Annotated in this window: 24 protein-coding genes; 5 read left to right on the top strand and 19 right to left on the bottom strand. The window is 68.8% G+C overall.

The features are described 5' to 3' along the window. Positions 1 to 315 precede the first annotated feature (315 nt). The 8 genes from ACZ4NT_RS14915 to ACZ4NT_RS14880 all read right to left on the bottom strand — a co-directional run bounded on the left by ACZ4NT_RS14915 (position 316) and on the right by ACZ4NT_RS14880 (position 8887). On the bottom strand, positions 316 to 1791 hold the full coding sequence (locus ACZ4NT_RS14915; protein ID WP_121406347.1) for an MFS transporter: 1476 nt from the start codon (positions 1789 to 1791) through the stop codon (positions 316 to 318). A gap of 199 nt (positions 1792 to 1990) precedes the next feature. Then, a complete protein-coding gene (gene fbaA, locus ACZ4NT_RS14910; RefSeq protein WP_121405153.1) occupies positions 1991 to 3013 on the bottom strand; it encodes a class II fructose-bisphosphate aldolase in 1023 nt (340 codons plus the stop codon). Between the two features lie 155 nt (positions 3014 to 3168). Further along, the gene (gene pyrE, locus ACZ4NT_RS14905) at positions 3169 to 3717 is read right to left on the bottom strand and encodes an orotate phosphoribosyltransferase (protein WP_121405152.1); all 549 of its coding nucleotides are present in this window, start codon (positions 3715 to 3717) and stop codon (positions 3169 to 3171) included. Between the two features lie 43 nt (positions 3718 to 3760). Further along, on the bottom strand, positions 3761 to 4552 hold the full coding sequence (locus ACZ4NT_RS14900; protein ID WP_121405151.1) for an aldose epimerase family protein: 792 nt from the start codon (positions 4550 to 4552) through the stop codon (positions 3761 to 3763). Between the two features lie 240 nt (positions 4553 to 4792). Further along, the gene (locus ACZ4NT_RS14895) at positions 4793 to 5743 is read right to left on the bottom strand and encodes an SRPBCC family protein (protein ID WP_121406346.1); all 951 of its coding nucleotides are present in this window, start codon (positions 5741 to 5743) and stop codon (positions 4793 to 4795) included. A 79-nt stretch (positions 5744 to 5822) separates the two neighbouring features. Then, positions 5823 to 7502, bottom strand: coding sequence for a polyamine aminopropyltransferase (locus ACZ4NT_RS14890; protein ID WP_467725559.1), 1680 nt, complete (start codon positions 7500 to 7502; stop codon positions 5823 to 5825). Between the two features lie 142 nt (positions 7503 to 7644). Next, positions 7645 to 8175: a DUF2617 family protein gene (locus ACZ4NT_RS14885; protein WP_467725557.1), complete on the bottom strand. Its 531-nt coding sequence runs from the start codon at positions 8173 to 8175 to the stop codon at positions 7645 to 7647. A 412-nt stretch (positions 8176 to 8587) separates the two neighbouring features. Further along, a complete protein-coding gene (locus ACZ4NT_RS14880; RefSeq protein ID WP_121405149.1) occupies positions 8588 to 8887 on the bottom strand; it encodes a hypothetical protein in 300 nt (99 codons plus the stop codon). Between the two features lie 119 nt (positions 8888 to 9006). Between ACZ4NT_RS14880 and ACZ4NT_RS14875 the strand changes: the two genes are divergently transcribed. Then, a complete protein-coding gene (locus ACZ4NT_RS14875) occupies positions 9007 to 10203 on the top strand; it encodes a pyridoxal phosphate-dependent aminotransferase (protein WP_467725555.1) in 1197 nt (398 codons plus the stop codon). 293 nt (positions 10204 to 10496) lie between these two features. Here the strand turns inward: ACZ4NT_RS14875 and ACZ4NT_RS14870 are convergent, their stop codons facing one another. The 4 genes from ACZ4NT_RS14870 to ACZ4NT_RS14855 form a co-directional block, all read right to left on the bottom strand. After that, the gene (locus tag ACZ4NT_RS14870) at positions 10497 to 10724 is read right to left on the bottom strand and encodes a DUF7848 domain-containing protein (RefSeq protein ID WP_467725553.1); all 228 of its coding nucleotides are present in this window, start codon (positions 10722 to 10724) and stop codon (positions 10497 to 10499) included. A 276-nt stretch (positions 10725 to 11000) separates the two neighbouring features. Beyond that, complete coding sequence (locus tag ACZ4NT_RS14865; RefSeq protein WP_467317545.1) at positions 11001 to 11849, bottom strand: helix-turn-helix domain-containing protein; 849 nt, start codon at positions 11847 to 11849, stop codon at positions 11001 to 11003. Between the two features lie 12 nt (positions 11850 to 11861). Beyond that, positions 11862 to 12380: a DUF6879 family protein gene (locus ACZ4NT_RS14860; RefSeq protein WP_467725550.1), complete on the bottom strand. Its 519-nt coding sequence runs from the start codon at positions 12378 to 12380 to the stop codon at positions 11862 to 11864. Continuing rightward, entirely contained in the window at positions 12361 to 12627 is a 267-nt protein-coding gene (locus tag ACZ4NT_RS14855; RefSeq protein WP_467725548.1) for a hypothetical protein, read from the bottom strand. Before ACZ4NT_RS14855 ends, ACZ4NT_RS14860 begins: the two co-directional genes overlap by 20 nt. Positions 12628 to 12869: 242 nt before the next feature. Between ACZ4NT_RS14855 and ACZ4NT_RS14850 the strand changes: the two genes are divergently transcribed. Further along, complete coding sequence (locus ACZ4NT_RS14850; RefSeq protein ID WP_467725546.1) at positions 12870 to 13328, top strand: hypothetical protein; 459 nt, start codon at positions 12870 to 12872, stop codon at positions 13326 to 13328. 714 nt (positions 13329 to 14042) lie between these two features. Here ACZ4NT_RS14850 and ACZ4NT_RS14845 read toward each other — a convergent pair. Next, positions 14043 to 14267 (bottom strand): hypothetical protein, encoded by a 225-nt coding sequence (locus tag ACZ4NT_RS14845; RefSeq protein ID WP_467725544.1) that lies wholly within the window; start codon positions 14265 to 14267, stop codon positions 14043 to 14045. Positions 14268 to 14456: 189 nt separating this feature from the next. On the opposite strand from ACZ4NT_RS14845, the gene ACZ4NT_RS14840 reads away from it, so the two are divergent. After that, the gene (locus tag ACZ4NT_RS14840) at positions 14457 to 15377 is read left to right on the top strand and encodes a hypothetical protein (RefSeq protein WP_467725543.1); all 921 of its coding nucleotides are present in this window, start codon (positions 14457 to 14459) and stop codon (positions 15375 to 15377) included. A 352-nt stretch (positions 15378 to 15729) separates the two neighbouring features. Here the strand turns inward: ACZ4NT_RS14840 and ACZ4NT_RS14835 are convergent, their stop codons facing one another. The 4 genes from ACZ4NT_RS14835 to ACZ4NT_RS14820 form a co-directional block, all read right to left on the bottom strand. Beyond that, complete coding sequence (locus ACZ4NT_RS14835) at positions 15730 to 16212, bottom strand: hypothetical protein (protein WP_467725541.1); 483 nt, start codon at positions 16210 to 16212, stop codon at positions 15730 to 15732. Next, on the bottom strand, positions 16212 to 16496 hold the full coding sequence (locus tag ACZ4NT_RS14830) for a hypothetical protein (RefSeq protein WP_467725540.1): 285 nt from the start codon (positions 16494 to 16496) through the stop codon (positions 16212 to 16214). The genes ACZ4NT_RS14835 and ACZ4NT_RS14830 overlap by 1 nt, the downstream gene beginning before the upstream one ends. Then, positions 16493 to 16735 (bottom strand): hypothetical protein, encoded by a 243-nt coding sequence (locus ACZ4NT_RS14825; protein ID WP_467725538.1) that lies wholly within the window; start codon positions 16733 to 16735, stop codon positions 16493 to 16495. The genes ACZ4NT_RS14830 and ACZ4NT_RS14825 overlap by 4 nt, the downstream gene beginning before the upstream one ends. Before the next feature lie 1898 nt (positions 16736 to 18633). Beyond that, positions 18634 to 20289, bottom strand: coding sequence for a recombinase family protein (locus ACZ4NT_RS14820; RefSeq protein WP_467725537.1), 1656 nt, complete (start codon positions 20287 to 20289; stop codon positions 18634 to 18636). Between the two features lie 324 nt (positions 20290 to 20613). Between ACZ4NT_RS14820 and ACZ4NT_RS14815 the strand changes: the two genes are divergently transcribed. Then, positions 20614 to 21816 (top strand): hypothetical protein, encoded by a 1203-nt coding sequence (locus tag ACZ4NT_RS14815; RefSeq protein WP_467725535.1) that lies wholly within the window; start codon positions 20614 to 20616, stop codon positions 21814 to 21816. A gap of 13 nt (positions 21817 to 21829) precedes the next feature. On the opposite strand, the gene ACZ4NT_RS14810 is transcribed toward ACZ4NT_RS14815, so the two are convergent. Next, positions 21830 to 22360, bottom strand: a complete 531-nt coding sequence (locus tag ACZ4NT_RS14810; protein WP_121405147.1) for a YbjN domain-containing protein — start codon at positions 22358 to 22360, stop codon at positions 21830 to 21832. A 274-nt stretch (positions 22361 to 22634) separates the two neighbouring features. Then, positions 22635 to 25253, bottom strand: a complete 2619-nt coding sequence (gene clpB, locus ACZ4NT_RS14805) for an ATP-dependent chaperone ClpB (RefSeq protein WP_121405146.1) — start codon at positions 25251 to 25253, stop codon at positions 22635 to 22637. Positions 25254 to 25369: 116 nt separating this feature from the next. Between clpB and ACZ4NT_RS14800 the strand changes: the two genes are divergently transcribed. Beyond that, the gene (locus ACZ4NT_RS14800) at positions 25370 to 25783 is read left to right on the top strand and encodes a TIGR03618 family F420-dependent PPOX class oxidoreductase (RefSeq protein WP_121405145.1); all 414 of its coding nucleotides are present in this window, start codon (positions 25370 to 25372) and stop codon (positions 25781 to 25783) included. Positions 25784 to 25946: the final 163 nt, after the last annotated feature.

Genomic DNA, 25946 nt, shown 5'->3' with positions numbered 1-25946 from the left:
CGCCTGCCCGCAGCTGGCATGTCCGCAGCGCAATCCGTACGCGCCCGCAGCCGCCAGTGCACGGAAGGGGCCGTGCCGGTACATCAGATGCCCGTCGAGACGGGGCCACACCCCACCGAGGAACGCTGGTAACAGACCTCAGTGCCCGACCAGCGACGGGCGGATGTACCGGCACGGCCCCGACCCACCCACCACCCGCAGCGCACCCGCACCGACCACGCACCCACACCCGCACCGGCACCGGCACCGGCACCGGCACCCGCACCCGCACCCGCACCCGCACCCGCACCGACACCGACGAACGGCACCGCCCCCCTACCGCCCACGCGAAGACTCCAACGGCGGCGCCGTCACCCACCCATGCGTACGGCACTCCGGCCGCCGGCACTCCGCCCCCGGCCGCCGTACCGCGGCGAACGCCACCACCGCCCCCAGCACCAGCACCCCCGCACACCACGGCATGGCCCGCCGAAACGCCGCGTCGAACTGCTCCGCCGACCGGTACGCCTCCGGCCCCATCCCCGCCAGCAACGGCAGCGCGGCCACCGCGACCAGCCCCGCCGCCCGCGCCGCCGCGTTGTTGACCCCGCTGGCCAGCCCCGCCCGCCCGGTCTCCACGGAGGCCAGCACCGTGGCCGTGAGCGGCGCGACGAGCGACACCATCCCCGACCCCATCACCAGCAGCGCCGGCAGCACGTCGGCGACGTACGACGCCCCCGGCCCCACCCGCAGCATCAGCAGCATCCCCGTCGCGCACAGCAGCGGCCCCACCGTGAGCGGAATCCGCGGCCCGATGCGCTGGGCGAGATCCCCGGAGCGGGCGGAGAACAGCAGCATCAGCACGGTCGTGGGCAGCATCGCCGTCCCCGCGCCGAGCGCCGAGTACCCGGCCACGACCTGGAGCTGGAGCGCGGTCAGGAAGAAGAACCCGCCGAAGGCGGCGTAGACGCACAGGGTCACGAGATTGACCGCCGTGAACTGCCGCGACGCGAAGATGTCGAGCGGCATCATCGGATCGGGCCGCCGCTTCTCGACGAGCACGAAGGCGGCCCCGGCCCCCACCCCCGCGACCGCCGTGACGGCGACGACGGCGGACCCCTCGGGCGCCTCGATCAACGCGTACGTCACCAGCGCCAGCGCCAACGCCCCCAGGACCGCGCCGAGCACGTCGAAGTGCCCGTGACTGCGCCCGTCGGCCGACTCGGGCACGTGCCGGACCGCGATCGGCGCGCAGAGCAGGGCCAGCGGAACGTTCAGGAGGAAGACCCAGCGCCAGCCGGGGCCGTCCACCAGCCAGCCCCCGAGGAAGGGTCCGACGGCCGCCCCGATGCCGCCGAAGCCGGACCAGAGCCCCACCGCCCTGGCCCGGTCGTCGGGGTGGAAGGACGCCTGGATGAGCGCGAGCGAGCCCGGCGTGAGCAGCGCACCCCCGACCCCCTGCAGGGCCCGCGCCGCGACGAGGACCCCGGCGCTGGGCGAGAGACCGCAGAGCAGGGAGGCCGCGGCGAACCACACCACCCCGATCACGAAGATCTTCCGGCGCCCGAAGTGGTCGCCGAGGGCCCCGCCGAGGAGGATCAGCCCCGCCAGGGTGACCATGTACGCGTTGACGGTCCACTGGAGCGAGCCGAGGTCGGCGTCCAGGTCACGGCCGATGCGGGGCAGCGCGACGTTGACGACGGTCGAGTCCAGCAGGGCCATGCTGGAGCCCAGCACCGTGGTCAGCAGGATCCACTTCCCCTGGGGGGAGGTGATCCTGACGGCCGGTTTCTCCTGCGGAGGGGCAGCCATGCAGCCGATCATCCCGCGTCGGGCGCCCCACGGCCAGGTCTCCGGCCACCCGGCCACCCGGCCACCCGGCCCACGCCACCCCACCCGGCGCCGCCCCGGCACGCCACGCACGGAGGAGTCGGCACCGCGACGCACGGAGGGCCCGGCACCCCCAAGGGGTACCGGGCCCTCCGTCACGGACCTGTGGCGGGCAGGAAGACTACTTGATCTTCGTGCCGGTGGAGCGGAGGTTGCCGCAGGCCTCGGTGACCCGCTGGGCCATCGACGCCTCGGCGAGCTTGCCCCAGGTGCGCGGGTCGTACGCCTTCTTGTTGCCGACCTCGCCGTCGACCTTCAGGACGCCGTCGTAGTTGCGGAACATGTGGTCCGCGACGGGCCGGGTGAAGGCGTACTGCGTGTCGGTGTCGAGGTTCATCTTCACGACGCCGTTCTCCAGGGCCGTGGCGATCTCCTCGGCCGTGGAGCCGGAGCCGCCGTGGAAGACGAAGTCGAACGGGGAGGGCTTGCCGAACTTGGCGGCGACGCCCTCGTTCAGCTCCTTGAGGAGCTCCGGACGCAGGACGACGTTGCCCGGCTTGTACACGCCGTGCACGTTGCCGAACGAGGCGGCCAGCAGGTAGCGGCCCTTCTCGCCCAGGCCCAGCGCCTCGGCGGTGCGGATCGCGTCGTCGACGGTCGTGTACAGCGAGTCGTTGATCTCGTGCGAGACGCCGTCCTCCTCGCCGCCGGTCGGGGTGATCTCGACCTCAAGGATGATCTTCGCGGCGCGGGCGCGCTCCAGCAGCTCCTGGGCGATGGCCAGGTTGTCGGCGAGGGTCTCCGCGGAGCCGTCCCACATGTGGGACTGGAACAGCGGGTTGCGGCCGGCCTTGACGCGCTCCTCGGAGACGGCGAGCAGCGGCCGCACGTACCCGTCGAGCTTGTCCTTGGGGCAGTGGTCGGTGTGCAGGGCCACCGTGACCGGGTACTTCTCCGCGACGATGTGGGCGAACTCGGCCAGGGCCACCGCACCGGTGACCATGTCCTTGCTGTACTGGCCGCCGAGGAACTCGGCACCGCCGGTGGAGATCTGGATGATGCCGTCGCTCTCGGCCTCCGCGAAGCCGCGCAGCGCAGCGTGCAGGGTCTGGGTCGAGGTCACGTTGATGGCCGGGTAGGCGAACTTGCCTGCCTTCGCCCGGTCGAGCATCTCGTTGTAGACCTCGGGGGTTGCGATGGGCATCTGTCCGCTCCTTGTATGTGCGGGTGGCGTGGTGCTTACGGCCCTGACCTAGGGGGGCGACGTCATCGTCGTCCCCATCTTTCCAGACTTGGCCCGATGCTCCATCCATCGCGTCCGCCCTGTGGACAGCCGGGCCGAGCCCCTGTGGACAACTCTCAGTCGAGGCCCAGCTCGTCCTTGGAGAAGGCGAAGAGATACGGCACCCCGGCCCCCTCCTGGATCTTCTCCGCGGCACCCGTCGCCCGGTCGACGATGGTCGCGACGCCGACCACCTCGGCGCCCGCCTCGCGGACGGCCTCGACGGCGGTGAGCGGGGAGCCGCCGGTGGTGGAGGTGTCCTCGACGACCAGGACCCGGCGGCCCCTGATCTCCGGGCCCTCGACGCGGCGCTGCAGTCCGTGCGCCTTGGCGGCCTTGCGCACCACGAAGGCGTCGAGCCGCCGACCGCGGGCGGCGGCGGCGTGCAGCATGGACGCGGCCACGGGGTCGGCGCCCATGGTGAGACCGCCCACCGCGTCGAAGTCGAGCTTCGCGGTGAGGTCGAGCAGCACCTGGCCGACCAGCGGCGCGGCCTCACCGTCGAGGGTGATGCGGCGCAGGTCGACGTAGTAGTCGGCCTCGAGACCCGAGGAGAGGGTCACCTTGCCGTGCACCACGGCCTTGTCCTTGATCTGCTGCAGCAGCGCGCCGCGTACGTCACTCATGCGAGCCAGCTTAGAGGCGTCGCGGCCCGGGCCGGCCCCCGCCTCAGAGGCGTCGCCAGGTCCAGGTGGTGGCGGCTTCCAGGGGTTCGATCGGAGTGACCAGCCGGGGCAGGGAGTTGAGCCCGTCGGGCGGCCCGGTCTGCGGCTCCACGCAGACGGCGGCCTCCTGCTCGTCGTACACCACGACCCATTCCTCACGGCTGGCGATCTTCAGCTCCAGCAGACCCGGCCAGGTGACGGTGACGTCGACGCCGCCGGGCATCCCGAAGCAGTCGTCCCACGGGCCCGGCCGCGGCTCGATCCGGCGCCCGGTGGGCAGGTGGTCCTCGCCGCGCTCCTCCTGCCAGGCGGGTGCGAAGTCGATCCGGGCGTCCTCGCCCGTCCCGAGGTTCCGGTTGAACCAGGGGTGCCAGCCGATCTGCGCCGGGAAGGAGGAGTCGTGCGCCTCCACGGCCATGCCGAGCGTGAGGCTGTTCCCGGTCAGGGTCACGATCTGCGTGACGCGGCCGGGGTGGGGCCAGGGGTCGACCAGGTCGTAGGTGATGACGGCCTCGCCGTCGCCGGTCCGCGCGGTGCGCCAGGCGCCGTCCCTGACGGTGCCGTGGATGGCGTGCGGCGGGGAGTTGAGGGGCATCTGCCGGACGGCACCTCCGTCCAGGAAGCGCCCGTCCCGGACCCGCCCGCACCAGGGCACCATCGGGAAGCAGCCGAACTTGGGCCCCTGCCGCAGCAGTTCGACGCCGCCGACCCGCAGTCCGCCCAGCCGTCCGCCGTTGCCCGGCTGCACGGTCACCTCCGCGTCACCCGCGGTCAGCGTGATGTCTTCGTTACTCACGCGACGACCCTACTGGCCCCACCGCACTCCCACTCGACCCGTCCGACGGGAACAGGACGCGCTCGCGGCCCGTCCGGTGTCGAGGACGAACACGACGCGCCCGCACGCGACGCGACGCACGACGACGCCCATGCGGGCCGGGGCCCCGGAGACGGGACCGGAGGAGGAGGGCCCGCGGCGCGGGCCCCCGCACATCACCTCGGGTCGCCACACCGGGCGGACCGGCCCCGCCGGGTCGCGTCACCGCCGTCGGCGCAGTGCCCGTCCGACGACGACGGCCGACGCCAGCGCGAACGCCGCCGCGGGCGCCGCCCAGCGCAACGTGGCACGGGCCGACGTGGCCTCGGGCGCGGGCACCGGCGCGTACCGCCCGCGCGGCGGCGCGTGGTCGACCTCTTCCGCGCTCCGCCCGATCATCGTCCGCCGCGCGTGCGCCGCCTCGGCGGGCGGTTCGTCCGCCACGTCCAGTTCCTCGGCCACGAGGTCGTTCTCCGCGAGCTCCGCCTCGGCCAGTTCCTCCTGCTCCAGTTCCTCCTCGGCGAGGGGGTCCAGGGAGGGCGGCGGCACGTCGGTCTCGAACACGGAGGGCGGCGCGTCGTCGGACCCGGTCCGGGGGCCGGAGCCGTCACCGGCCGCCGGCAGGTCCTCGGCGGAGCCGGCCGGCGTGGGCACCCCGGCCGCCCCGTCCCCGCCGGACGTCTCCCCGTCCCCGCCCCGGGAGCCCGCCCCGTCGCCACGGTCGGCCGGCGGCCCGTTCCCGGCGGCCGGGGCGGCGACCGCTCCCAGGTTCTCGGCGAACCGGTCCAGCAGCCGTGTCACCGCCGAGGCCACCGCGTCCGCGGGGAGTTCCTCGACCCGCCCGTCCGCAGAGGCCCCGCCGCCGAAGGCGACCGTCGTCCCGCCGTCCGCGGGGGTGAGCCGCAGGGTGAGGGCGAGCTTGACGGATCCGGTGCCGCGGGACTCGGTCGCGTCGCCCTCGACCGTGTACGACCCGTCGTCCCGTGCGGCGACCCGGAGGGCCCCGCGGTACGTGATGCTGTGGCTCCCGACGCGCACCTTCAGCCGCCCGGACACGGGCGCCGTCCCCGCGTCCTGATGGAGGCCCGGGACGGCCCTGGCGACCCGCGCGGGGTCGGCGAGCGCCTCCCTCAGCCGCTCGGCCGGAACCGGAACGAACACCTCATGGTCCATGTCGGCCGAGCCTACCCAGCATGGCTCGAACCGCACCCCCTGCATCACGGGATTCCCCGGTATCCGGGCCCGCGGCGACTCAGTCGGCGTACCGGGGGTGGATCAGCGTGGAGGGCGCCAGACCCCCGACGCGGGTGACGGCCGCGGCGCGGGCGTCGGCGGCGAGCGTCGCGCCGGTGAGACTGCGCGGGCTGGGCTCGCGCGGGTCCATGCGCAGCGCCGGGCGGCTGCGGGCGGCGAGGACGAAGCCCCAGTCGCGCGGGGCGCGGGAGGCGCCGGTCGTGCGGTCGGGGCCCGCCGCGAATCCGGAGTCGCGTCCGGCGACGCAGTACGGGGTGGTCCGCAGCCCGGCGGCCCGGACCGTCGCGTCGACCGTCCAGAAGATCCGGGGGCGGGAGGAGACGGGACCGGCGTGCACGGCGAGCCGCCCGCCGGGGGCGAGGGCGTGGTGGGCGAGGCCGTAGAACTCCTGGGAGTAGAGCTTGGTGCTGGGCGTGATGCCCGGGTCCGGCAGGTCCGAGATCACCACGTCGTACGTGCTGCGGGTGCGGCGCAGCCAGTCGAAGGCGTCGCCGACGGTGACGTGGACACGGGGGTCGTCGAAGGCGTGCCCGTTCAGCGCGGACAGGGCGGGGTCCCGGCGGGCCAGCCGTACGACTCCGGCGTCGAGTTCGACGACGTCCACCCGGCGCACCCCGGGGTGGCGCAGCACCTCGCGTGCGGCGAGCCCGTCGCCGCCGCCGAGGACGAGGACGCGCGCCCGGGGCCCGGTCAGCGCGGGGTGGACGAGCGCCTCGTGGTACCGGTGCTCGTCGCGTCCGCTGACCCGGAGCCGGCCGTCGAGGAAGAGGTCGAGGGGACGGCCGCGGGTGCCGCCGGTGAGGACGACCTCCTGGACGCCGGTCTGCAGGGCGACGCGCACGTCCTCGCCGTACACGGCGTGCCGCGCTGCGCGTTCGAAGTCGTCGACGAGGACGGCGGCCGTGGCGAGCAGCCCGAGGACGACCACGTTGGCGGCCAGCAGCAGGCAGCTCGCGCGCCGGGTCAGGTCCTGCCGGAACAGGCCGAGGACGAGCGTCCCGCCCGCGATCACGTTGACCGTGCCGGTGAGCAGGGCGCCGGTCAGCTGGCCGAGCAGGGGCAGCAGGAGGAAGGGGAAGGCCAGGCCTCCGACCAGCGCGCCGACGTAGTCCGCGGCGAACAGGTCCGCGACCGCGCCGCCCGCGTCCTGGCGCCGGATGCGCTGGATCAGCTCCATCAGGAGCGGGACCTCGGCGCCGATCAGCAGTCCGATGGCCAGCGAGAAGGCCACCAGCAGGCAGCGCGATCCGCTCGCCCAGGCGCCGCCCCAGTCACCGGTCCAGGCGAACATCGCGTACAGCGCCATGGCGCTGCAGCCGCCGACCAGGGCGAGCGCGGCCTCGACGGCGCCGAAGCCGGCCGCGGCGCGGCAGCGCAGCCGCTTCGCGGCGAGGGAGCCGATGCCCATCGCGAAGACCATCACGGAGAGCACGACGGAGGCCTGGGTGACCGAGTCGCCGATCAAGTACGAGGCGAGGGCGACGAGTTCGAGTTCGTACACGAGTCCGCAGGCGGCGCAGACGAAGACGCAGGCGAGGACGAAGAAGCGTCCGATGCCGGGGCGGACGGGCAGCCGCGCCTGGCCCCGCTCGCTGCCTGGCGGCGGCGCGCCGGGCTTCGAGGCTCCCCGTGCCCGCGCGAAACCGCGATTGGTGGCGGGCGCGTGCGGATCGATCACGCTGCGAACGCTACGTCACGGTGGCGGCACGCCTCGTCACCCACACGTGTGGATCCTGTCCGCCTGTGCGAGAGCGGCACGGGGCCGTCGCGCCGCGCCTGGTCGGCAACCACCCCGGAGACGGGCCCGGTTGCCGCCTCCGTCAGACGGCGGACGGGCTGAGGGACGCGACTCGTACGCCCACCCTCGTTCGGGTGGCGACGAGTTGACCGTCCTGGGGATAGGCGTGCCAGGTGCGCCAGTGCATCTGGCCCTCGTGGTGCTGGGCGAGCAGCGCCGTGAAGGCGTGCGGGCTGCCGGGGAAGACACCGGCGAGACCGTGGGGGTGGTCGGCGACCAGGGCCAGCAACTCCTGGGCGCGCCCGGCGAAGGAGCCGTCGGAGAGGGTCTCGACGCGGGCCGCGAACTCGTACTCCCAGTCGCCCACCCGCTTCGCGACGCCGAGCGGCAGCGGGGTGCTGCTGCCGGGGATGCACGCGACGGTCTCCGAACAACTGCCCCGGTCCTCCTCCAGGAGCACCTGGTGGGAGGCGCCGAGCAGCCGCAACTGCATTTTGGAGCCCGCCAGTTCGAGGTCGAGGGTGGCGAGCGCGGGCAGCGGCTCGCGCCCCAGGGTCCAGGCGAGGTCGGCCGCACGCGTATCGCTGTACGAGGTGTTCAGGGTCGTGAGCATGGGTCGGCTCCGCTATTACGCAAAGGGAGGTGTGGGGAGTCCGGCGCACCCGGTCGGTACCGGGAGATCGGCCAGGTCAGTCGGGCCAGGAGGGACAAATCCGAGGGCCGCGTTGGTGATGTAGAGGGAATCATGAACTGTGGCGCCGCCACAGCGTTTTTACCCAACTTCGTAGGGTTTCCATCCCCCCGAGGGCTGCACAGCTCAACTGTTCAACCACGGCGTACGCCCGGAGCGCGGAAGCCGCCCCCGGAACCCCTCGTCCCCCGACCGGCGGCGGTCGCCGGGTCGCGGGGCCGGGCCGCGGCCGCAGCCCCGCCCGGAAAGCCGACGTGCCCGCCGGGGGTGGTCCCCCGGCGGGCACGTGGGTGTGCGGATGCGCGTCCCCCCGAGGGAGCTCGGCTGCCCCGTGTCAGCTGCCTCCCCCGCATCCGCCTCCGCCGCCGCACGACGACCCGCCTCCGCAGGACGAGCCGCTGCTGCACGACGATCCACTGCCGCAGGAGTGGCCGTGGTGGCCGCCTCCGGACGACCCGCAGGACGCGGCCGTGCCGCCCCCGCCGGCCCACCAGCTGCCGCTGCTGCCGCCCCGGCCGGAGCGGGCGCCGCGGCCCCTCGATCCCTTGGCGGACTTCTTGTGGCCCCGTCCGGCGGCCTTGAAGACCGCGACCAGAGCGACCAGGCCGACTGCCAGGATGATGCCTACGAACATGGCGTCACCCTCCTCTCACTTCCCCCGAAGCGACCCCCCGTGGGCCCGCGTGGAGGGGGGATGCCCTCGCGCCGTCCGCGCCAAAGCAGAGTTGAGGAACTCCAGAGCTTCGGCGCAGGATGGCCGCCATGACCTCCAGCGCACGCCCTCTCCTCAACCGCAGGCTCGCCGAGTTCGGTACGACGATCTTCGCGGAGATGTCGGCCCTCGCCCTGAGCACCGGGGCGATCAACCTCGGCCAGGGTTTCCCCGACACCGACGGTCCGCAGGAGATCCGGGAGGCGGCCGTGCGGGCGCTGCGCGCGGGGCACGGCAACCAGTACCCGCCGGGACCGGGCGTGCCCGAGCTGCGGACGGCGGTCGCCGCGCACCAGCAGCGCCGCTACGGGCTGGCGTACGACCCCGACACCGAGGTGCTGGTCACGGCGGGCGCGACGGAGGCGATCGCGGCGACCCTGCTGGCGCTGGTGGAGCCCGGCGACGAGGTGATCGCGTTCGAGCCGTACTACGACTCGTACGCGGCCTGCATCGCCATGGCGGGCGGGACGCGGGTGCCGGTGACGCTGCGTCCGCACGAGGGGGCGTTCCGTCTCGACCTCGACGAGCTGCGCGACGCGGTCACGGACAACACGCGGCTGCTGCTGATCAACACGCCGCACAACCCGACGGGCACGGTGCTCACCCGCGAGGAGCTCACCGAGATCGCGCGGCTCGCCGTCGAGCGGGATCTGCTCGTCGTCACGGACGAGGTGTACGAGCACCTGGTCTTCGACGGCGCGGAGCACCTGCCGCTGGCGTCCTTCCCGGGCATGCGCGAGCGGACGGTCTCCATCAGCAGCGCCGGCAAGACGTTCTCGTACACGGGCTGGAAGGTCGGCTGGGTGACGGCGGCCCCCGGCCTCGTCACCGCCGTGCGCTCGGCCAAGCAGTATCTGACGTACGTGTCGGCGGGGCCCTTCCAGTACGCCGTCGCGGAGGCCCTGGCCCTGCCGGACGCGTACTTCGACGGGTTCCGCACCGACCTGTGGGCCAAGCGGGACGTGCTGGCGGCGGGACTGCAGGAGGCGGGTTTCGGGGTCTTCCGGCCCGTCGGCACGTATTTCGTCACCACCGACATCCGGCCGCTCGGGGAGTCGGACGGCGTGGCCTTCTGCCGCGCGCTGCCGGAGCGGGCCGGAGTCGTCGCCGTCCCGAACGCGGTCTTCTACGACCACCGGGAGGAGGGGGCCCCGTTCGTGCGGTTCGCGTTCTGCAAGCGTACCGATAAGTTGCGCGAAGCAACCGAAAGGCTCGCTGACCTGCGGAAACACCGCTAGATCCGGCACTCGGGCCCCGCTCATGCGCCACGGGGAAGGCACACAAGCGGGGCTCATCCGGCCCGCTGAACTGTCGGCGTCAGCGAGCCGGGGTCAGGTGGTTGGTGGGGTCGTCCGGGTGCCCGTGCCTCAGGTGAACTTGCATGCCTTGCACGGTGGCTAGGGCAAGGTCCACGTCATTCGTGCGGGTGCTCGCTCTAAGGCTTCCACGGAGCATCGCGCACGTGACGCACGTGTTCGGGGCAACCGGTCCGGAGCGGGGCCGCAAAAGATCGTCATTCACGTTCACGGGGTCACTCATCCCGCGTTACGCGCGCATGGTCGGTGAATACGCGTCTGTACGTGTCGTGCTCCGGATTGCGGCCTGTGTGCCCCAGGCACCAAAGCTGCACCGCGTCTTCCGCCGTAGCGCCGGACTGTGCCCCGCATCCCTCCGCCGTGCAGAACGCTTCTCGCGATGACTCAAGATCCGGCGCGTGCCGAATGGTGTGGGTGACGTACCGGAGTACCGCACGGGTCATGCCGGGCACTCCCGGTGTTCATACCTGTCAGCGCTTGCCGATCCGGACGCGCGCTCAATGGCCACCCGCTGGCACGTCTCCAGCGTCTTGAACGACTTGCGGCACTTCCGGCACTTCTCACCAGGCGGGGCGTAAGTCGTGTACTCACGCTGCCGCGCGTCCGTGTTCGTCGCCTGACTAGCCATGCTCGCCGTCCCCTCGCGTGGTCCGATGCCCAACCACGCTAGGAACGGCGACCCCCCAACTACCAGCCGGTTGCACGAGGTTGCACAGCAATCACGAGAGCCGGTCCATGGCATCCGTAATCAGCGCACGTGCGTTCGCCCCGTAGACCGCCAGCGCTGCCAGCTCCGCGAACGTTTCCGCGTACATGGCTACCTCGCTGGGTTGCGTGATCGTGAGATACCCGGAGATCAATTCGACATTGACTTGGGCGGTGTCATAGATCCAAAAACCCTCGGCGGGCCAGCGCTCCCGATCCGGCTGCATAGGCACAACTCCCAAACTCACGTTGGGAAGTGAGGCAACGGACACGAGGTGACCAAGCTGTCCGGCCATGACCTCAGCGCCACCGATTCCGGCCCGCAACACCGACTCCTCGACGAGGAAGGCGAATCGCCGGTCACCCTCGTACAACACCCGCTGACGTTCCATGCGCGCGGCCACCGCCTCGGCCACATCGTCCACCAGGCCACGCCGTCGCTGGATCGCTTGCAGTGCCGCTGTCGTGTACGGCCGTGTCTGGATCATGCCGGGCACAAGCCATGACGAGTACGACCGGAAACGGCGGGTGCGCTGATACAGCGGTAGACGTGCCTCCTGCGCCTGTTTGAGCCCGGCCCGCTCCATTCGCCGCCAGCCAACCCACATGCCCTCGGCCGTCCGCAGCGAGGCAATCAAATCCTCGGTTTGGTCCTCGGCCCCGCAGGCACGGCACCATGCCCGAATGTCGTCAGCGGACGGGGGTGTGCGCGCATTCATGATCCGGGACGATTTAGACCGGCTCCATTCGCAGCGATCCGCGATATCGGCACCGGTCAGGCCAGCATCCCGGCAGAGTTCTGCGAGACGATCCGCGAGAGCCTGCCGGGCCTGCTGTGCGCTGGAGTATGAGGAAACAGCCATGGTGCGTAGTCGTCAGACGGGCCGGTAATCCGCGTGGGGAATTGCCCGCTCCCACGCTGCCTCATACGCCGTGACGTACTGCGAGGCCAATTTCGAATCGTGCAATACCTCCATGCGCGGGCCGGTCCACTGACCCTCTCCGCTGAAGTGATGCAAGATCACGGTTTCCTCATCCATGACCCATCCGTCCAGCGCGGGCAACAGCAAGTCACGGGCCAGCGAGCGCGGCAACCAACGGACGTCCTCACCCGCAGCGACGTTGGTGAACGTGCCGTCGTACTCGTACCGGACGTAGTCGCTCAGCGGCTCGGAGACCACACGCAACCGGCGCATGACGACACCTCGGGCCGTCGTCTCGGCCACTACGTCCAGCCAGGAACGCCACCATGATTCGCGGTCGGCCGGGTCGTACCGGTGCCCTTCCTGCCAGCGGATGAATTCCGGATCATCCCGCATGTAGCTGTCCCGCATTTCAAGGTGCATCGCTGAGCGTTGCGCCTTTGCGAGGCATTCACGTACCGCTGTTGCCACCGTTGACCTCACTGTCCGGGCGCGGGATGAACTGAAGCATGTTCGCGGGCAACCGAATCACGGTCTCGTGGTCCGGAACGTCCGTTGAATGGCCGGGCACCGAGCCGACTTCCTGAGCCTGACGGACCGTTGCGTCATCGGCTTTCCATGACTGGATGATCAGGTCTCCGGTCGTGTCGTCAAGCCAGATCGTGGGCGAACCGTCGTCCGGGGTGTTCGGCCAAATCCCCAGAAACTTTAGGGCCATTGGGCACTCCTCTACCGAGTCGGTTGCACGTGCTTGCACGAGCCTCGCCCCGGCGCGTGATCAACGTCAAGGGGGCATCGGACGACATCGGGCAGACCTCACCGGCAACGTTTCTGACGACCCATCAGATACGAGCCATGTCTTGCACGGGTGACGATGGCCCAGCCCGCCGAGTACCCCCACGTATCCAATGTCTGGCGATCGCATGACAGCTAAGGGGCTGGTCCGGTAGGTCTGTGCAGGTGAACTCCTCTGCTAAGCCTCCCTCCGAGGACGACGAGCCCCCCTCAGCCGCTGAGAAAACGAAGAACCTGATCAAGAAGCACAAGAAGAAGATCATCACCATCGGCGGCACGGTCCTCGTCGTCACGACCGGTGTGCTCATCCACCTCGCCAACAGGCAGCGCGTCGCCGAGGGCGTCGAAACCTGGTCGCCGTTCCCCGGCCCTGCATCCGAGGACCAGGAAGGCGAAGCGAAGTGTGTTGAGTGCGAGACAAGCTTTGACGTCGCAGAGGCGCGAACTCAATACCAGTCGGAGCCCGGTACAGGAGAGGGCGAATATGACGACCTGCACGGCGGAGAATGGTGCGCAGAATGCGCCCTAGCGCGAGCCGAAGGGCTTGAGAACCAGGGTCGTGCAATCTTCATGATGAATGGGGATGAAGACTACGACGATGACTTTGTGCAAAAGTGGCTGTGAGCGACTAGGTGGAATTTAGGACCCTCAGCCGGCTGAGCATCCCAACTCTTTACCGAAGATTCCCCAGAAACGCCGAAAGCCCCGCACCGGCCACCAGAGAGGCAGCAGGTACGGGGCAAGCACCTAGGAACGTTCCTAGGTGGTCGGGCGGTACGGCTCGGCGCACGGAAAGCCTCTCGATCGCGGGGCTGTACGATCCTGCGCCATGGACGCAGCACTAGCAGCCGTATGCGGCGCACTGGCGGGCTCTCTGGGCACAATTGGAGCGGCTCTAGCTACCGGGCGGGCACAAAGGGCAGGTGCCGAAATTGCTGCCCGCGCAGAGCATCGTAAGGCACGGCGCGAGCCTCGCGAAGCCGCATATAAGAAGTATGCCGCCTCTGTCGCAGTCTTGATGGACTGGGAATACTACGACGACGAACCCAATCAAGATGACGAGTTACACCCGATTCTGCTCGACATTAGGCAGGCATGGACAGACGTTCTCTTCGCCGGACCCAAAAGGGTGACAGCCCCTGCCGACCACCTAATGGACGCATGCGTGGCTTTTCGAGTAGCAGTGCGAGAACGAGCCCTAACCGACTTCGATAGCCCTATGGCGTGGGTGGCCGACGCGCGTCGGGACATACGGGTATGCCTTGGTCTGTTTGTGGATGCTGCTCAGAGAGCGTTGGACGATGACGGGTCTCGGCGACGGTTTAGGGGCTGAGTATCTTAGACTTTCTGGCCTCTCCCCGCCGCCTCCCTCTTGCGTCGTGCATCCTGGTATTCACGCACGAGGTAGGCCGGCACCCCGGCATAGCGGATGCTGTCGAAAGCCTGCATTCGGGACCTGCGCCTACGGTCCTCTATCGCTTCCCGTTCCCGGTACTTACGCCGTGCCGCCGTCATCAACTCGGCCCACTCGGCTATCTTGGCGCGGAACTCGTCATCAATCATCGGTCAATTCCTAACAACCCAGCGGGCTAAAAGGGCCCACAGAAACGGTCTGATTAGCCATCACAGGTTTTTCTCTCCCTGCCGCTCGTTTAGCAGGCGGGTGGGGAGGCACCCCCCAGGTATGGGCCCGCCATGATCAGTCAGAGAAAGCGTCGGACGGCCGACACCGCTCACGGGCATACTCGTCACATGGACAAGCGAGAACGCTGGTTCAGCGAGGGAGCGCCGCTGTTCCGGCAAGTGATGGATCGCATCGGGCTCGCTGATCGGCTGCCCACTGATGATCTCTACTACGCGTGCCCGTGCTGCTTGCACGCCTTCCCGTTTGAAGCAGTGGCCGCACAGACGTTGACTGTTGAGCACGTGCCGCCGGAAGCGCTTGACGGAAAGGGAATGCTGCTCACTTGCAAGCGCTGCAACAATGACGCGGGACGGGACTTTGACTCTCACGCACAGAAGCGTGCAGAGTTTCACAGCATGATGGCGGGCAAAGGTACGAAGCGGCCCATGCGCGCTGTCTTTGAAGCGGAGGGCATCTTCGTCAACGGGGAGGCGCAGAGCACTGGGAATGGCTGGTTCCTGCAAGGTGTACCCAAGCAAAACCATCCGGCGATGCTCGACGCTCATGAGAACGCATTGCGCGCCGCATCCGAGGACAGCGAAACGGCAGGCTTCAAGTTCACGATCAAAGAGCGATTTTCGTCAAAGCATGCCGATGTTTCATGGGTACGCTCCGCCTACTTGGCTGCGTTCTCAGCTTTGGGGTGGAGCTACATCCTCCAGCCCGCATTGAACCCCATCCGAGAACAGATCAAGCCCGGCTCATCCGCCACCCTGCCGTCAATCATTGGCTTTAACCCAAGCCATGATGCCGACACTCGGCAACTCATGATTGTTGAAGAACCGGAGGATCTGAGCAGCGTGGTCGTAAGAATCGGCCACTACACGGTGTTCCTCCCCGACCCGTGGAGCACCAGGAATCTCGAACAGTTGGCGGAGTCAATTTCAAGATTGCGTGATGAAGATGGCGCGGTTCCATTCTCCATGAACGGCAAGATCGTGCCCTGGCCGACCAGGCCAATGTACGCGCTGGACACGCTGACTCCTTAGCACCAGCACACGCGCCAGCGAAGATGTGCACGGGCATGGCAGGTCAGAAAGGGGGCCAGACCTCGCCGGCTCCGGCCCCCCTCTTGCGACAGCGAACGGCCACAGCGCTACGCGGGCGGGATAACCGGCGGGTTGATCGGGTTACCCGCAGCGTCCCGAGGGGTCGTATCGAATCCCACCAGTTCACCGTGTCGGGCCCCGCCGTACACGCGCACATATTCAACACCCCGCCGCACAACGGAACCGGTGTAACCAGCGGGCACCGAATCGGCCCATGCCGGGGAACCATCGGGCAGGCGGGGGAAGTGCGGGTAATCGCCATTCGGGCCAGGGTCTAGCGAATCCTGGGGCATTACGCGCCGTCCTCGCTGACGAGCCACTTAGCGTCAAGTTCGTCTGCCAGGTCGGCAGCATGGCGCTTCGCAGCGTCGCCAATCGCCTGTTCCAGCCGGGCCGCAATCATCATGTCGCGGGTAAGCAGACTGGCTGCAAAGTTGCCCGCCGCGTGCTCACCATGCACCCGGAAATACGCGTTCCGTGCGTGCTCTCGAACGGCATTTCGCTTAGCGCGCTCCACCCAGAAAGCGGCTACAGCGGCGATGGGGTCGGTTCCCTCGTAAACAGCGTCACTGGCCGACTTGTTACCCGAATCTTGTAGGTCAGCGTCGAGCTTTTCCCACTCGGCCAGGAACGCGATATCTAGGTCACGTTGCTTGGCTTCACGCTCAGCGGCGATCTGCTCGGCCTTTTCGAGTTCGGCGGCCTCGGCGGCCTCTAGCTCTCGCTGCGCCTTCTCAGCGGCAGCACGAGCCTTAATCAGCTTTGCGTCAGTCATCAGACGTTGCCTCCGAGGTTCTTGTAAGCGGCTGCAATTCGATCCCCACCCATCGATTCGGCAGGGCCGGAAACGTCACGGCCGGAAGCGGCAGCAGCCTTCTTGCCGCCCTGGTAGTAACCCAGCGCCATACGCGACTCAGGGCTAAGGGATCCGCCACTAGACGCGAGTGCGGCGGCATTCTCCATTGCAGTGCTGTAGTTCCAGGACCCGGCACGAGCGTGCAGAATGCTCGCAATGGCCGCGTCGGTCATCCCAGAATCAATGTGATCGCGGTTGGTCATGAATCCTCCTTGATAGCGAGACCAGCGAAATATCCTCGCTGGTCAGTTTGGAAGTACGGGTATCCAGCGGCGCCAACGAGCCGCACGAGCGATCCCATAGGCACCGGGCCGACACCGTTTTGCCCTGCCCACCGGTTCACAGCGACGGATAGCGCGTGCTCCTCGACATAGCGGCCGTCCTGAGTGGCCGCACGCAAAGCATTGAAAACGACAGCGCGGTATGCGGCATCGACGTCCATCGCGGAACCTCCAGGTACGAAAAAAGCCCCCTCGCCCGGTCTCCTTTACAGACCAAGCGAGGGGGCTAACCAGCGAGCGTCACGCCGTCCATGCGCGCGTGAATACAACTCGCCGAAGATCAGGGGAATGCGGGTAAAGGCCGCATGTGACAGCACCACCTAGGAACGTTCCTAGGTGATCAGCGAAAGGCCGGGCAATTGCTCACCCGGCCCAACTCGATTCGCTGTCGAGTAGAGGTGTTTCGCCTCTACTGGCCAGAGAGTGTGTTGGTTAACCGCGAAACAACCGAAGCGGACATAAAGCCAGGTAGCGTTATCGAGTTGATACCCCAAGCCGGCTCGGGCCCCCAGCGCCTTTCTAAGCGCCTCTCGGGAATGCTCGGGCGTAGGGGTTTAGCGAGCCGCTAAACGTCGCTCAGGGAGCCGCACAGAGCCTTTCGGCTAGGCAGCGCGCTTCCGCTGTCGGTAAGCCTTTTGCTTGTGAGCATTCGAGCAGTAGCGGCGGGCACGCGTAGCACCGTCCCATCCCGCGCTGTTCTCGCACCCGTCCAACTCGCAAACGGCTTCCCAGCGGGACTCTTCCCCGTCCGCCTTTGCCTGCTCGGCGCACTCCTCGGAACAGAACCGCTGACGGCTGTTCTTCGGCTCGTACGCGTCTCCACAGCGCTCGCAGTCTCGCCCCAAGAGCTTTGCCGTGTACTCAGCGGCCGTCAGCTTGCGTGCGCGCTTCCGGGCCTGCCGACAGGCATTCGAGCAGACGACTTCCTGTCGGCCGGTTAGGGCGGTGTCGCATACCTCGCAGCGAGGATCACCGAAAATCAAGGGCAGGCCACTCCTTCAATAGGGTGTTACGTTGCGGCATGTAGTTGTACCTAGCTTCGGTATTGCTAGTAGGACTCCTATAGGTATATCTAGAATGTAGTTCACTTCTACACAAACTACATTTAGAGAGTTTCTGTACTAGCTCCCCGCTCCTCGCTGTGCCCGCTGCTTCCTGGCTAGGTACTTCGCCTGGTCCCTACAGCGAGCTGAGCAATACAGCGCAGGGCGACCAATTCCCTTGTCAGGCACGGGGTCAGAGCAATCCGGCCCGGCACAGCCACCAGCAGGGAACAGTACGGACTCAACAAGACTCAGCGCGTGCCGCACGTACGCGTGAACGTCTTCCGCTGCCGGGCCTGCCTCCCATGCTGCTTCTTCTGCCCGCTGGAGTGCTCCCCGTATTTCCTCGTAACCTGGATTCGACATGTTTTCGTGTCCTCTCTAATCCCCGTAAGGGGATCGACTGTTCCCCGGAACTCCCGTAACGAACGCGAGTGTCCCCCGATATTCCTTAAAGTCATCAAAAGAAAACCCCGCCATCGCTGACGGGGGTTTCTGTCAGGCAGCTTCCGCGATAAGCAGAGCGAGGCGGGCCGCCTGTAGGTCTGGGGAGTTCCCCAGATTCTTTCGGAACGCGCGCACGAGTCGGCCGCGCTTTGTGTCCCTCTCGCTGGCCCACGCGTTCATACGCGCGCTCAGCGTTTCAAGGTCAAGGGTGTTCGTGAGTGGCACCGCGCAACCTCCCTGTTGTCTCTCCTGTTGCGTTCACGGTGCAGAGAGCGAGCCGGTTAAGTGGCTCTTTCTGACGTACCGTCAGATTGCTAGTCGACTCGGGATGGAAGCTCTGTACGGCTACCTGCGGGCCGTCTGCGACTCTCACCGCGTACCGGGCGGCGAGGTGGCGGGAACGGCCCAGACGGCCGTCTGTTGGCTCTCTCGTGGCCGTTGTCAGCAAGGGCCGCTAATCCCCTCGCCGCTGGCCGGTCATTGAGAGCCCCTGAGGGGGCATCAGAGGGCATGGGGAAGGCCCGGCGGGAAGTTGTCCCACCGGGCCTCTGTCAGCCTCTCAGCGCGCCCTACTCGGCCGCTTGCCCCTCCGACTCCGGCACTGCGGCTCTCGGGAGATCCACAACCCGCGTGAAACCTGCCCATGCGTAATGGAATCGCTCGGCCGTCACCTTGGTGCGTCCGGCCCCGAACTTCTGCCGCACGCAAATGCCGTCCAGCGCCAGCGCCAGCAACCCGCGCCGCTGTTCCTCCGTCGCCGCCTGCCAAGCCTCCTGGATCTGCTCGGCCTCAAAGAGGAAAGACACATCCGCTGTGGGCTCTGGCACAGAGCTAAGAGCCTTTTCCGCAAGCCTGACCTTGTCCTCCGCCTCGGTCAGCAATCCGGGGAAATACTCAGCCGCAGGGCCGCTAAATTCACCGCGCTTGTAGCGGGCGTCCAGGAGATCACTCAACTCTGCCTTTGCGTTTTCCACCGCCTCAGCAAGGCTTTTCCGCTCACTTACGGCGTCCGGTCGGTGCGTGGCCAACCAGCGGGTAGCCACCGCCAAAATCAGGGCGTCTTCCGGTTCGCTTGCCGTTAGACGGCTCACGAATGCAGCGAACACAAAGTCATGGGCGTACTTAGCCATGACGGACGCCGGGGCATCACACGGCCGTCCCCCGCTGGTCTTGTGTGGGCAGTTGTACGACGAACCGCGCCGAACCATTTTTCGTCCGCAGCCAGCGCAGTGCAAAAGTCCCGAAAGAAGATGCTTGGGCAGGCTGCGGATTCCACGGCGGGCGGGGGTGGACTTGTCCCCCATCAGCTTTGTTCGGCCCTTGACCACCTTGCGCGCTCGCATCTGTTCGGCCTCGGTAACCAGCGCCGTACCGACACTCACCCGTCGCCCCTCGGCATTACGGTGAATCGGGTCCTCTCTTTCGAACCAGTGAGACGACGGCTGGAGTCCGATGTACGCGGGATTCTTGACCACTCGGTACATGTACTGCGGCGACCACTTGCCGCCGCTCGGGCACGGAATGCCCTCGGCGTTAAGTCCCCCCGCCACGGTCGGTGCCGTCGCACCCTCCGCAATCTCGGAAATGATGCGCCGGATCACGTCGGCCTTTTTCGGACCGTCCAGCTTGCCGGGAATGGCGGGCGAATCGTCGGGGATCAGCTTGCGGTTCTTGGTTTTGGCCAGGCCGTAGGGAACACGCGGGGCCAGCCAATAGCCCTGGTCTTTCGAGTAGCGCCATGAGTCGGACACACGGTCCGACAGTTGGTCGCTGAACTCCTTTGCATCCTCGGCACGCCACATAATCATGCGACGGTCTTTCGGCTCGCTGGTGTCGAGATTGTCAGCACCGAAGAAGATTCGCCGACCCTCTAGCCGCTCCATGATCGTGAGGACAGCGAGCGCGCCCCGGCGGCTGAACCGGTCCAGCTTGTACGACCAAAGGCACTTGATTTCGCCGGTCTCCAGCGAGTTAAGGCCAGCGTCGTACGCGGGTCGCTTCACATCCTTTGATCCGCTGATTCCGTGATCCACCCACACATGACGCGGGGTGTAGCCATTCCATTTGGCCCAACGAATGCCGTCTTCAATCTGCTGCCCAACGCTCAGTTCGGTGTCTCGCTGACCCTTTCGGGCAACGGACTTCCGAGCGTAAATATCGAGATCACCGTTCGGATCAATCGTCTTGAACGGCGTCGTCATCGGCCGGAACGTCGGAACGCTCACGGGACCCCCTTGCATCCGGGTGAAGACCCGGCCAGGGGGGCGGATTGCCCCTACTGGGAGCGCGGCGCTTGCGGGTCTGCCCTACAGGGAGGGAGCCAGTGAAGCGCCGTGCTCACGTCTTCACCGGCTGCAAGCGCACGGAGGTGCTCGAAGAGGCAGCCGAACGGCTGAAGGCGGCCTTCGGGGACCCCGCCGGGGCCCGAAAGGCGGGTTTCTAGCACCCTGAGGGCGCCCGAGGCGGGCGACGCGCCGGAGGGGCACGATCGGTACCCGCACGGCCGGGTGATGCTCGCAAATGCCGCGTAAGGGACGCACAGTTCGGATGTGACCCACGCGAGTACCATTCCCGCTCCCGCCAAGGCGTCCGGTGCCGGGGCCCGCGAGCTCCCGGGTTCCGCGCCACGGCGGCTGTCCACCACGGCGGCCACCGCGCTCGGGCTGTTCGCCGCCGCACGTCTCACCGGCGTCCTCGTGCTCGCCGTGGCCGCCCGCTCGCAGGGCAGACCGACGCTCGCCCTGCTCGGCAGGTCCTGGGACTCGCTCTGGTATCTGGGCATCGCGGCGCACGGGTACGGCCGCACGACGCAGGTCGGTCCGGACATCGCCCGCAGCGACCTGGCCTTCTTCCCGCTCTACCCGGCACTCGTGCGGTCCGTCACCACGGTGACCCCGCTGAGCGGTGCGGGCGCGGCCCTGCTGGTCGCCTGGACCGCCGCGGCGGCCGCCGCGTACGGGATCTACCTCGTCGGGGCTCGGCTGCACGGCCCCGCCGTCGCCACCGTGCTCGTCGTGCTGTGGGGGCTGCTTCCGCACTCCGTCGTGCTGTCGATGGCGTACACGGAGCCGGTGCTCACGGCGTTCGCCGCCTGGTCGCTCCACGCGGTGCTGACCGGGCGGTGGGTGTGGGCGGGCGCGCTCGCGGCGCTGGCGGGGCTGGCCCGGCCCAACGGGGTCGCCGTGGCCGCGGCGGTCCTCGCGGCGGCGGCGTACGAGATCGTGCGGGCGCGCGGCCGGAAAGTTTCCCACAGGCTGTGGACGGGCGCCGCGCTCGCGCCGCTCGGCTGGGGCGGCTACGTCCTGTGGGTCGGCCTGCGCACGGGTGATCCGCTCGGCGGCTACTTCGCGGTGCAGCGCCTGTGGGGGTCCCGCTTCGACTTCGGCCGCGACTCCCTGGGCTTCGTGAAGCACCTGCTGCTGCGCGGCGACCGCTTCGTCTTCCCCATGACGATGGTGATCGTGGCGGCGGCGATCCTGCTGTTCGCGCTGCTCGTCGCGGACCGCGCCCCGCTGCCGCTGCTCGTGCACAGCGGCGTCCTGCTGCTGATCGCGCTGGGCGGCTCGGGCTTCTTCGAGTGCAAGCCGCGCTTCCTGCTGCCCGCGTTCCCCCTGCTGCTGCCGCTGGCGGGCGCGCTGGTGCGCACGGCAAGAGCCCGGCCGTGGCACGCGACGCTGGTGGTCGGCGCCCTTGCCGGGCTCTCGTTCGCCTACGGGGCGTATCTGGTGGTGATCGCCCATACGCCCCTGTGAGTGGGGGCCGGGACTACTCCTCGTCGTCCCCGGGCTTCTCCGCTTCGTTGACTTCCTGCTCCAGGCCGAGCTGCTCGACGAGCCACTTGTCGAACTCGATGGCGGCCCGCACCCAGCTGACCGTCGACGAGACGAAGTGCTCCAGGCTGACGCCGGTGCCGATCAGCATCTGCGCCTCGCCGATGAGCCGGACGGTGCCGTCGTCGTGCGTGTGGCTGTAGACCTTCGGCCACAGGGTGCGACGGTTCCAGTCGTCGATGGACTCCAGCAGCGCGGGCTTCTCGTCGATCTGGTGCGGCCGGTCGTAGAACGTCCGGACCGAGAAGACCTGCTGGTCACCCTCACCGCGGAACATGAAGTACGTACGGAACTGCTCCCACGGCGCGACGAGGTCTCCCTCTTCGTCGACGAGGTGCTTGAGCTCCATCTGGTCGAGGAGCTGCTTCACAAGGTCCTGATCCGGGACGACGGGGCCCGCCGGTCCGCCGGGCTGCGGCTCGGGCTGGCCCCCGAAGTTCGGAATCGAGGACGGGTCGATGCTCACCGTGTATTTCCCTTCGTACGGATTACGCCATCCTCCCCCATGCGGGGCGGGGAGTGGCAACCCCTGGCGGGCCTGTCCGCCGGGGGCTGACACGATCCGGCCGATCTCCGCCGACGGGCGGGCCGGGCGCGGTGCGCCTCCGGGCGGCCCGGGCCGCCCGGCCCACCGGCCGGCAGCCCCGGACATCCGTCACCGGACCCGCCGGGTACCCCGTTCCGCCGGACCCACCGGGCGGCCCGCCATACCGGGCACGCGGGCCTCCCGGCCGCCGGGATCACAGCGTCTTGCCGGCCCCCGGGGCGCCGTCGGTGGCCGGGCCCACGATCAGGCCGTCGCCGAAGGCGTCGACCCGGACCGTGTCACCGTCCTTGACCTCGCCCGCCAGGATCTCCTTGGCGAGCCGGTCGCCGATCGCCGTCTGGATGAGGCGGCGCAGCGGCCGGGCACCGTAGGCCGGGTCGTTGCCCCGGTCGGCGAGCCAGGCCAGGGCGCCCTCGGTGACCTCCAGGGTGAGCCGGCGGTCGGCGAGCCGCTTGGCGAGCCGGTCGATCTGGAGCCGGGCGATGCGCTCCAGCTCGGTCCTGGTCAGCGCCGAGAAGACCACCAGGTCGTCGAGCCGGTTCAGGAACTCCGGCTTGAAGGAGGCGCGTACGACCTCCAGGACCTGCTCCTTCTTCTCCTCCTCGGTGCTGACCGGGTCGACCAGGAACTGGCTGCCCAAGTTCGAGGTGAGGACCAGGATCGTGTTGCGGAAGTCGACCGTGCGCCCCTGGCCGTCCGTCAGACGTCCGTCGTCCAGCACCTGGAGCAGGACGTCGAAGACCTCCGGGTGGGCCTTCTCGACCTCGTCGAGCAGGACCACGCTGTACGGGCGCCGGCGCACGGCCTCCGTCAGCTGGCCGCCCTCCTCGTACCCGACGTAGCCGGGCGGGGCGCCGACCAGGCGGGCGACGCTGTGCTTCTCGCCGTACTCGCTCATGTCGATGCGGACCATGGCCCGTTCGTCGTCGAAGAGGAAGTCCGCGAGGGCCTTGGCGAGTTCGGTCTTGCCGACGCCGGTCGGGCCGAGGAAGAGGAAGGAGCCGGTGGGCCGGTCGGGGTCGGCGATCCCGGCGCGGGTGCGCCGCACCGCGTCCGACACCGCCTGCACGGCCTGCGCCTGGCCGATCAGCCGGCGCCCCAGCTCCTCCTCCATGCGCAGGAGTTTCTGGGTCTCGCCCTCCAGGAGGCGGCCGGCCGGGATGCCGGTCCAGGCACCGACGACGTCCGCGATGTCGTCCGCGCCGACCTCCTCCTTGACCATGGTGTCGGCCTCGGCGGCCTCCTCCTCTTCCTCGGAGGCAGCCTCCAGATCCCGCTCCAGGTCGGGGATCTCGCCGTAGAGCAGCTTGGAGGCGGTGTCGAAGTCGCCGTCGCGCTGGGCGCGTTCGGCCTGGCCGCGCAGCTCGTCGAGCTTCTCCTTCAGCTCACCGACGCGGTTGAGGGACTGCTTCTCCTTCTCCCAGCGGGCGGTGAGACCGCGCAGTTCCTCCTCGCGGTCGGCGAGGTCGCGGCGCAGCTTCTCCAGGCGCTCCCGGCTGGCGGCGTCGGTCTCCTTGCCGATCGCCAGCTCCTCCATCTTCAACCGGTCGACGGAGCGCTGGAGTTCGTCGATCTCGACGGGGGACGAGTCGATCTCCATGCGCAGCCGGGACGCGGCCTCGTCGACGAGGTCGATGGCCTTGTCGGGCAGGAACCGCGAGGTGATGTACCGGTCGGAGAGGGCCGCGGCGGCCACCAGGGCGCGGTCCGCGATCTGCACCTTGTGGTGGGCCTCGTAGCGCCCCTTGAGGCCGCGCAGGATGGCGATGGTGTCCTCGACCGTCGGCTCGGCGACCAGCACCTGCTGGAAGCGCCGTTCCAGGGCGGGGTCCTTCTCGATCCGCTCGCGGTACTCGTCCAGGGTCGTCGCGCCCACCATCCGCAGCTCGCCGCGGGCCAGCATGGGCTTCAGCATGTTGCCCGCGTCCATGGCGGAGTCGCCGCCGGCACCGGCGCCGACCACGGTGTGCAGCTCGTCGATGAAGGTGATGATCTGGCCGTCGGAGTCCTTGATCTCGGCGAGGACGGTCTTCAGCCGCTCCTCGAACTCGCCCCGGTACTTCGCGCCGGCGACCATGGCGCCGAGGTCCAGCGCGACGAGCCGCTTGTTCTTCAGGGACTCGGGCACGTCGCCCTTGACGATCCGCTGGGCGAGCCCTTCGACGACGGCGGTCTTGCCCACGCCGGGCTCGCCGATGAGGACGGGGTTGTTCTTCGTGCGCCGCGACAGCACCTGGACGACCCTGCGGATCTCCTGGTCCCGGCCGATGACCGGGTCGAGCTTGCCCTCCCGCGCGGCGGCGGTGAAGTCCGTACCGAACTTTTCGAGCGCCTTGTACTGGCCCTCGGGATCCGCGGTCGTCACCCGGCGCCCTCCCCTGGTCTTCTGGAACGCGTCCAGCAACTTCTTGGCGGTGGCCCCCTGCGAGGAGAGTACGTCTCCGGTGCGGCCGCCCTTCGCGGCGATGCCGATCAGCAGGTGCTCGGTGGACAGGAACTCGTCGCCGAGCTCCCTGGCCCGCTCGGTGGCGTCGGCGATGACGGCGAGCAGCTCGCGGTCGGGCTGCGGGGGCGCGACGGTCGAGCCGGTCACGCTGGGCAGCGAGGCCAGCACCTGCTCGGCGCCGGCGCGCACGGCGGCCTGGTCGGCGTCGACCGCGGCCAGCAGGTCGGTGATGTTCTCGTTGTCCTGCCCCGCCAGCAGAGCGAGCAGCAGGTGGGCAGGGGTGAGGTCCGGGTGCCCCTCGGTCACGGCCCGGCTGCTGGCCGCGTTGATCGCGTCCCGGCTCCTGTTGGTCAGCTCGGCGTCCACGGTCGCTGTCTCCTCCTTGCGTCAGTCGTCCTCGGCCTGACTACAGCAACATACACAAAGTTGAGTCTATTTCACTCAAGAAGGTGCGTGGGGCGAGAAACGGTTAAGTTCCCGCCATGGCCGCCTACCCCGTGAACCCGCGCGATCCCGACGCCGCCTACCTCGGCTTCTGGCGGGAGCGCCACCTGTGCACCCTCACCACCCTCCGCCCCGACGGCTCCCCGCACGTGGTGCCCGTCGGGGTGACATACGCACCGGAGGAGGGACTGGCTCGGGTGATCACCAACAAGTCGAGCACCAAGGTGGCCAACATCCTGGCCGCGGGGCCCGCAGGCGCCCGGGTCGCGGTCTGCCAGGTGGACCGGCGGCGCTGGGCGACGCTGGAGGGGCTCGCCGTCGTGCACCGGGAGCCGGAGCGGGTCGCGGAGGCCGAGCGGCGCTACGCCGAGCGCTACGGGCGGGTCCCTTCGCCCAACCCCGCGCGGGTGGTGATCGAGATCGAACTGACCTCGGCGCTGGGGCGCGGCTGATTTTCAGCCCCGATCCGCCGGCGCGACGGCCTCCTCGCATCGGGGGATACCCGGATCTTTCGCCCAAAACTGCAGCGGGGGGGGGGGGGGGGGGGGGGGGGGGGGGGGGGGGGGGGGGGGGGGGGGGGGGGGGAGGATGGGGAAGGGGGGGGGGAGGGGGGGA

The organism is Streptomyces sp. NPDC026417 (assembly GCF_055567695.1).
This window is presented reverse-complemented; position numbering and strand designations above follow the sequence as displayed.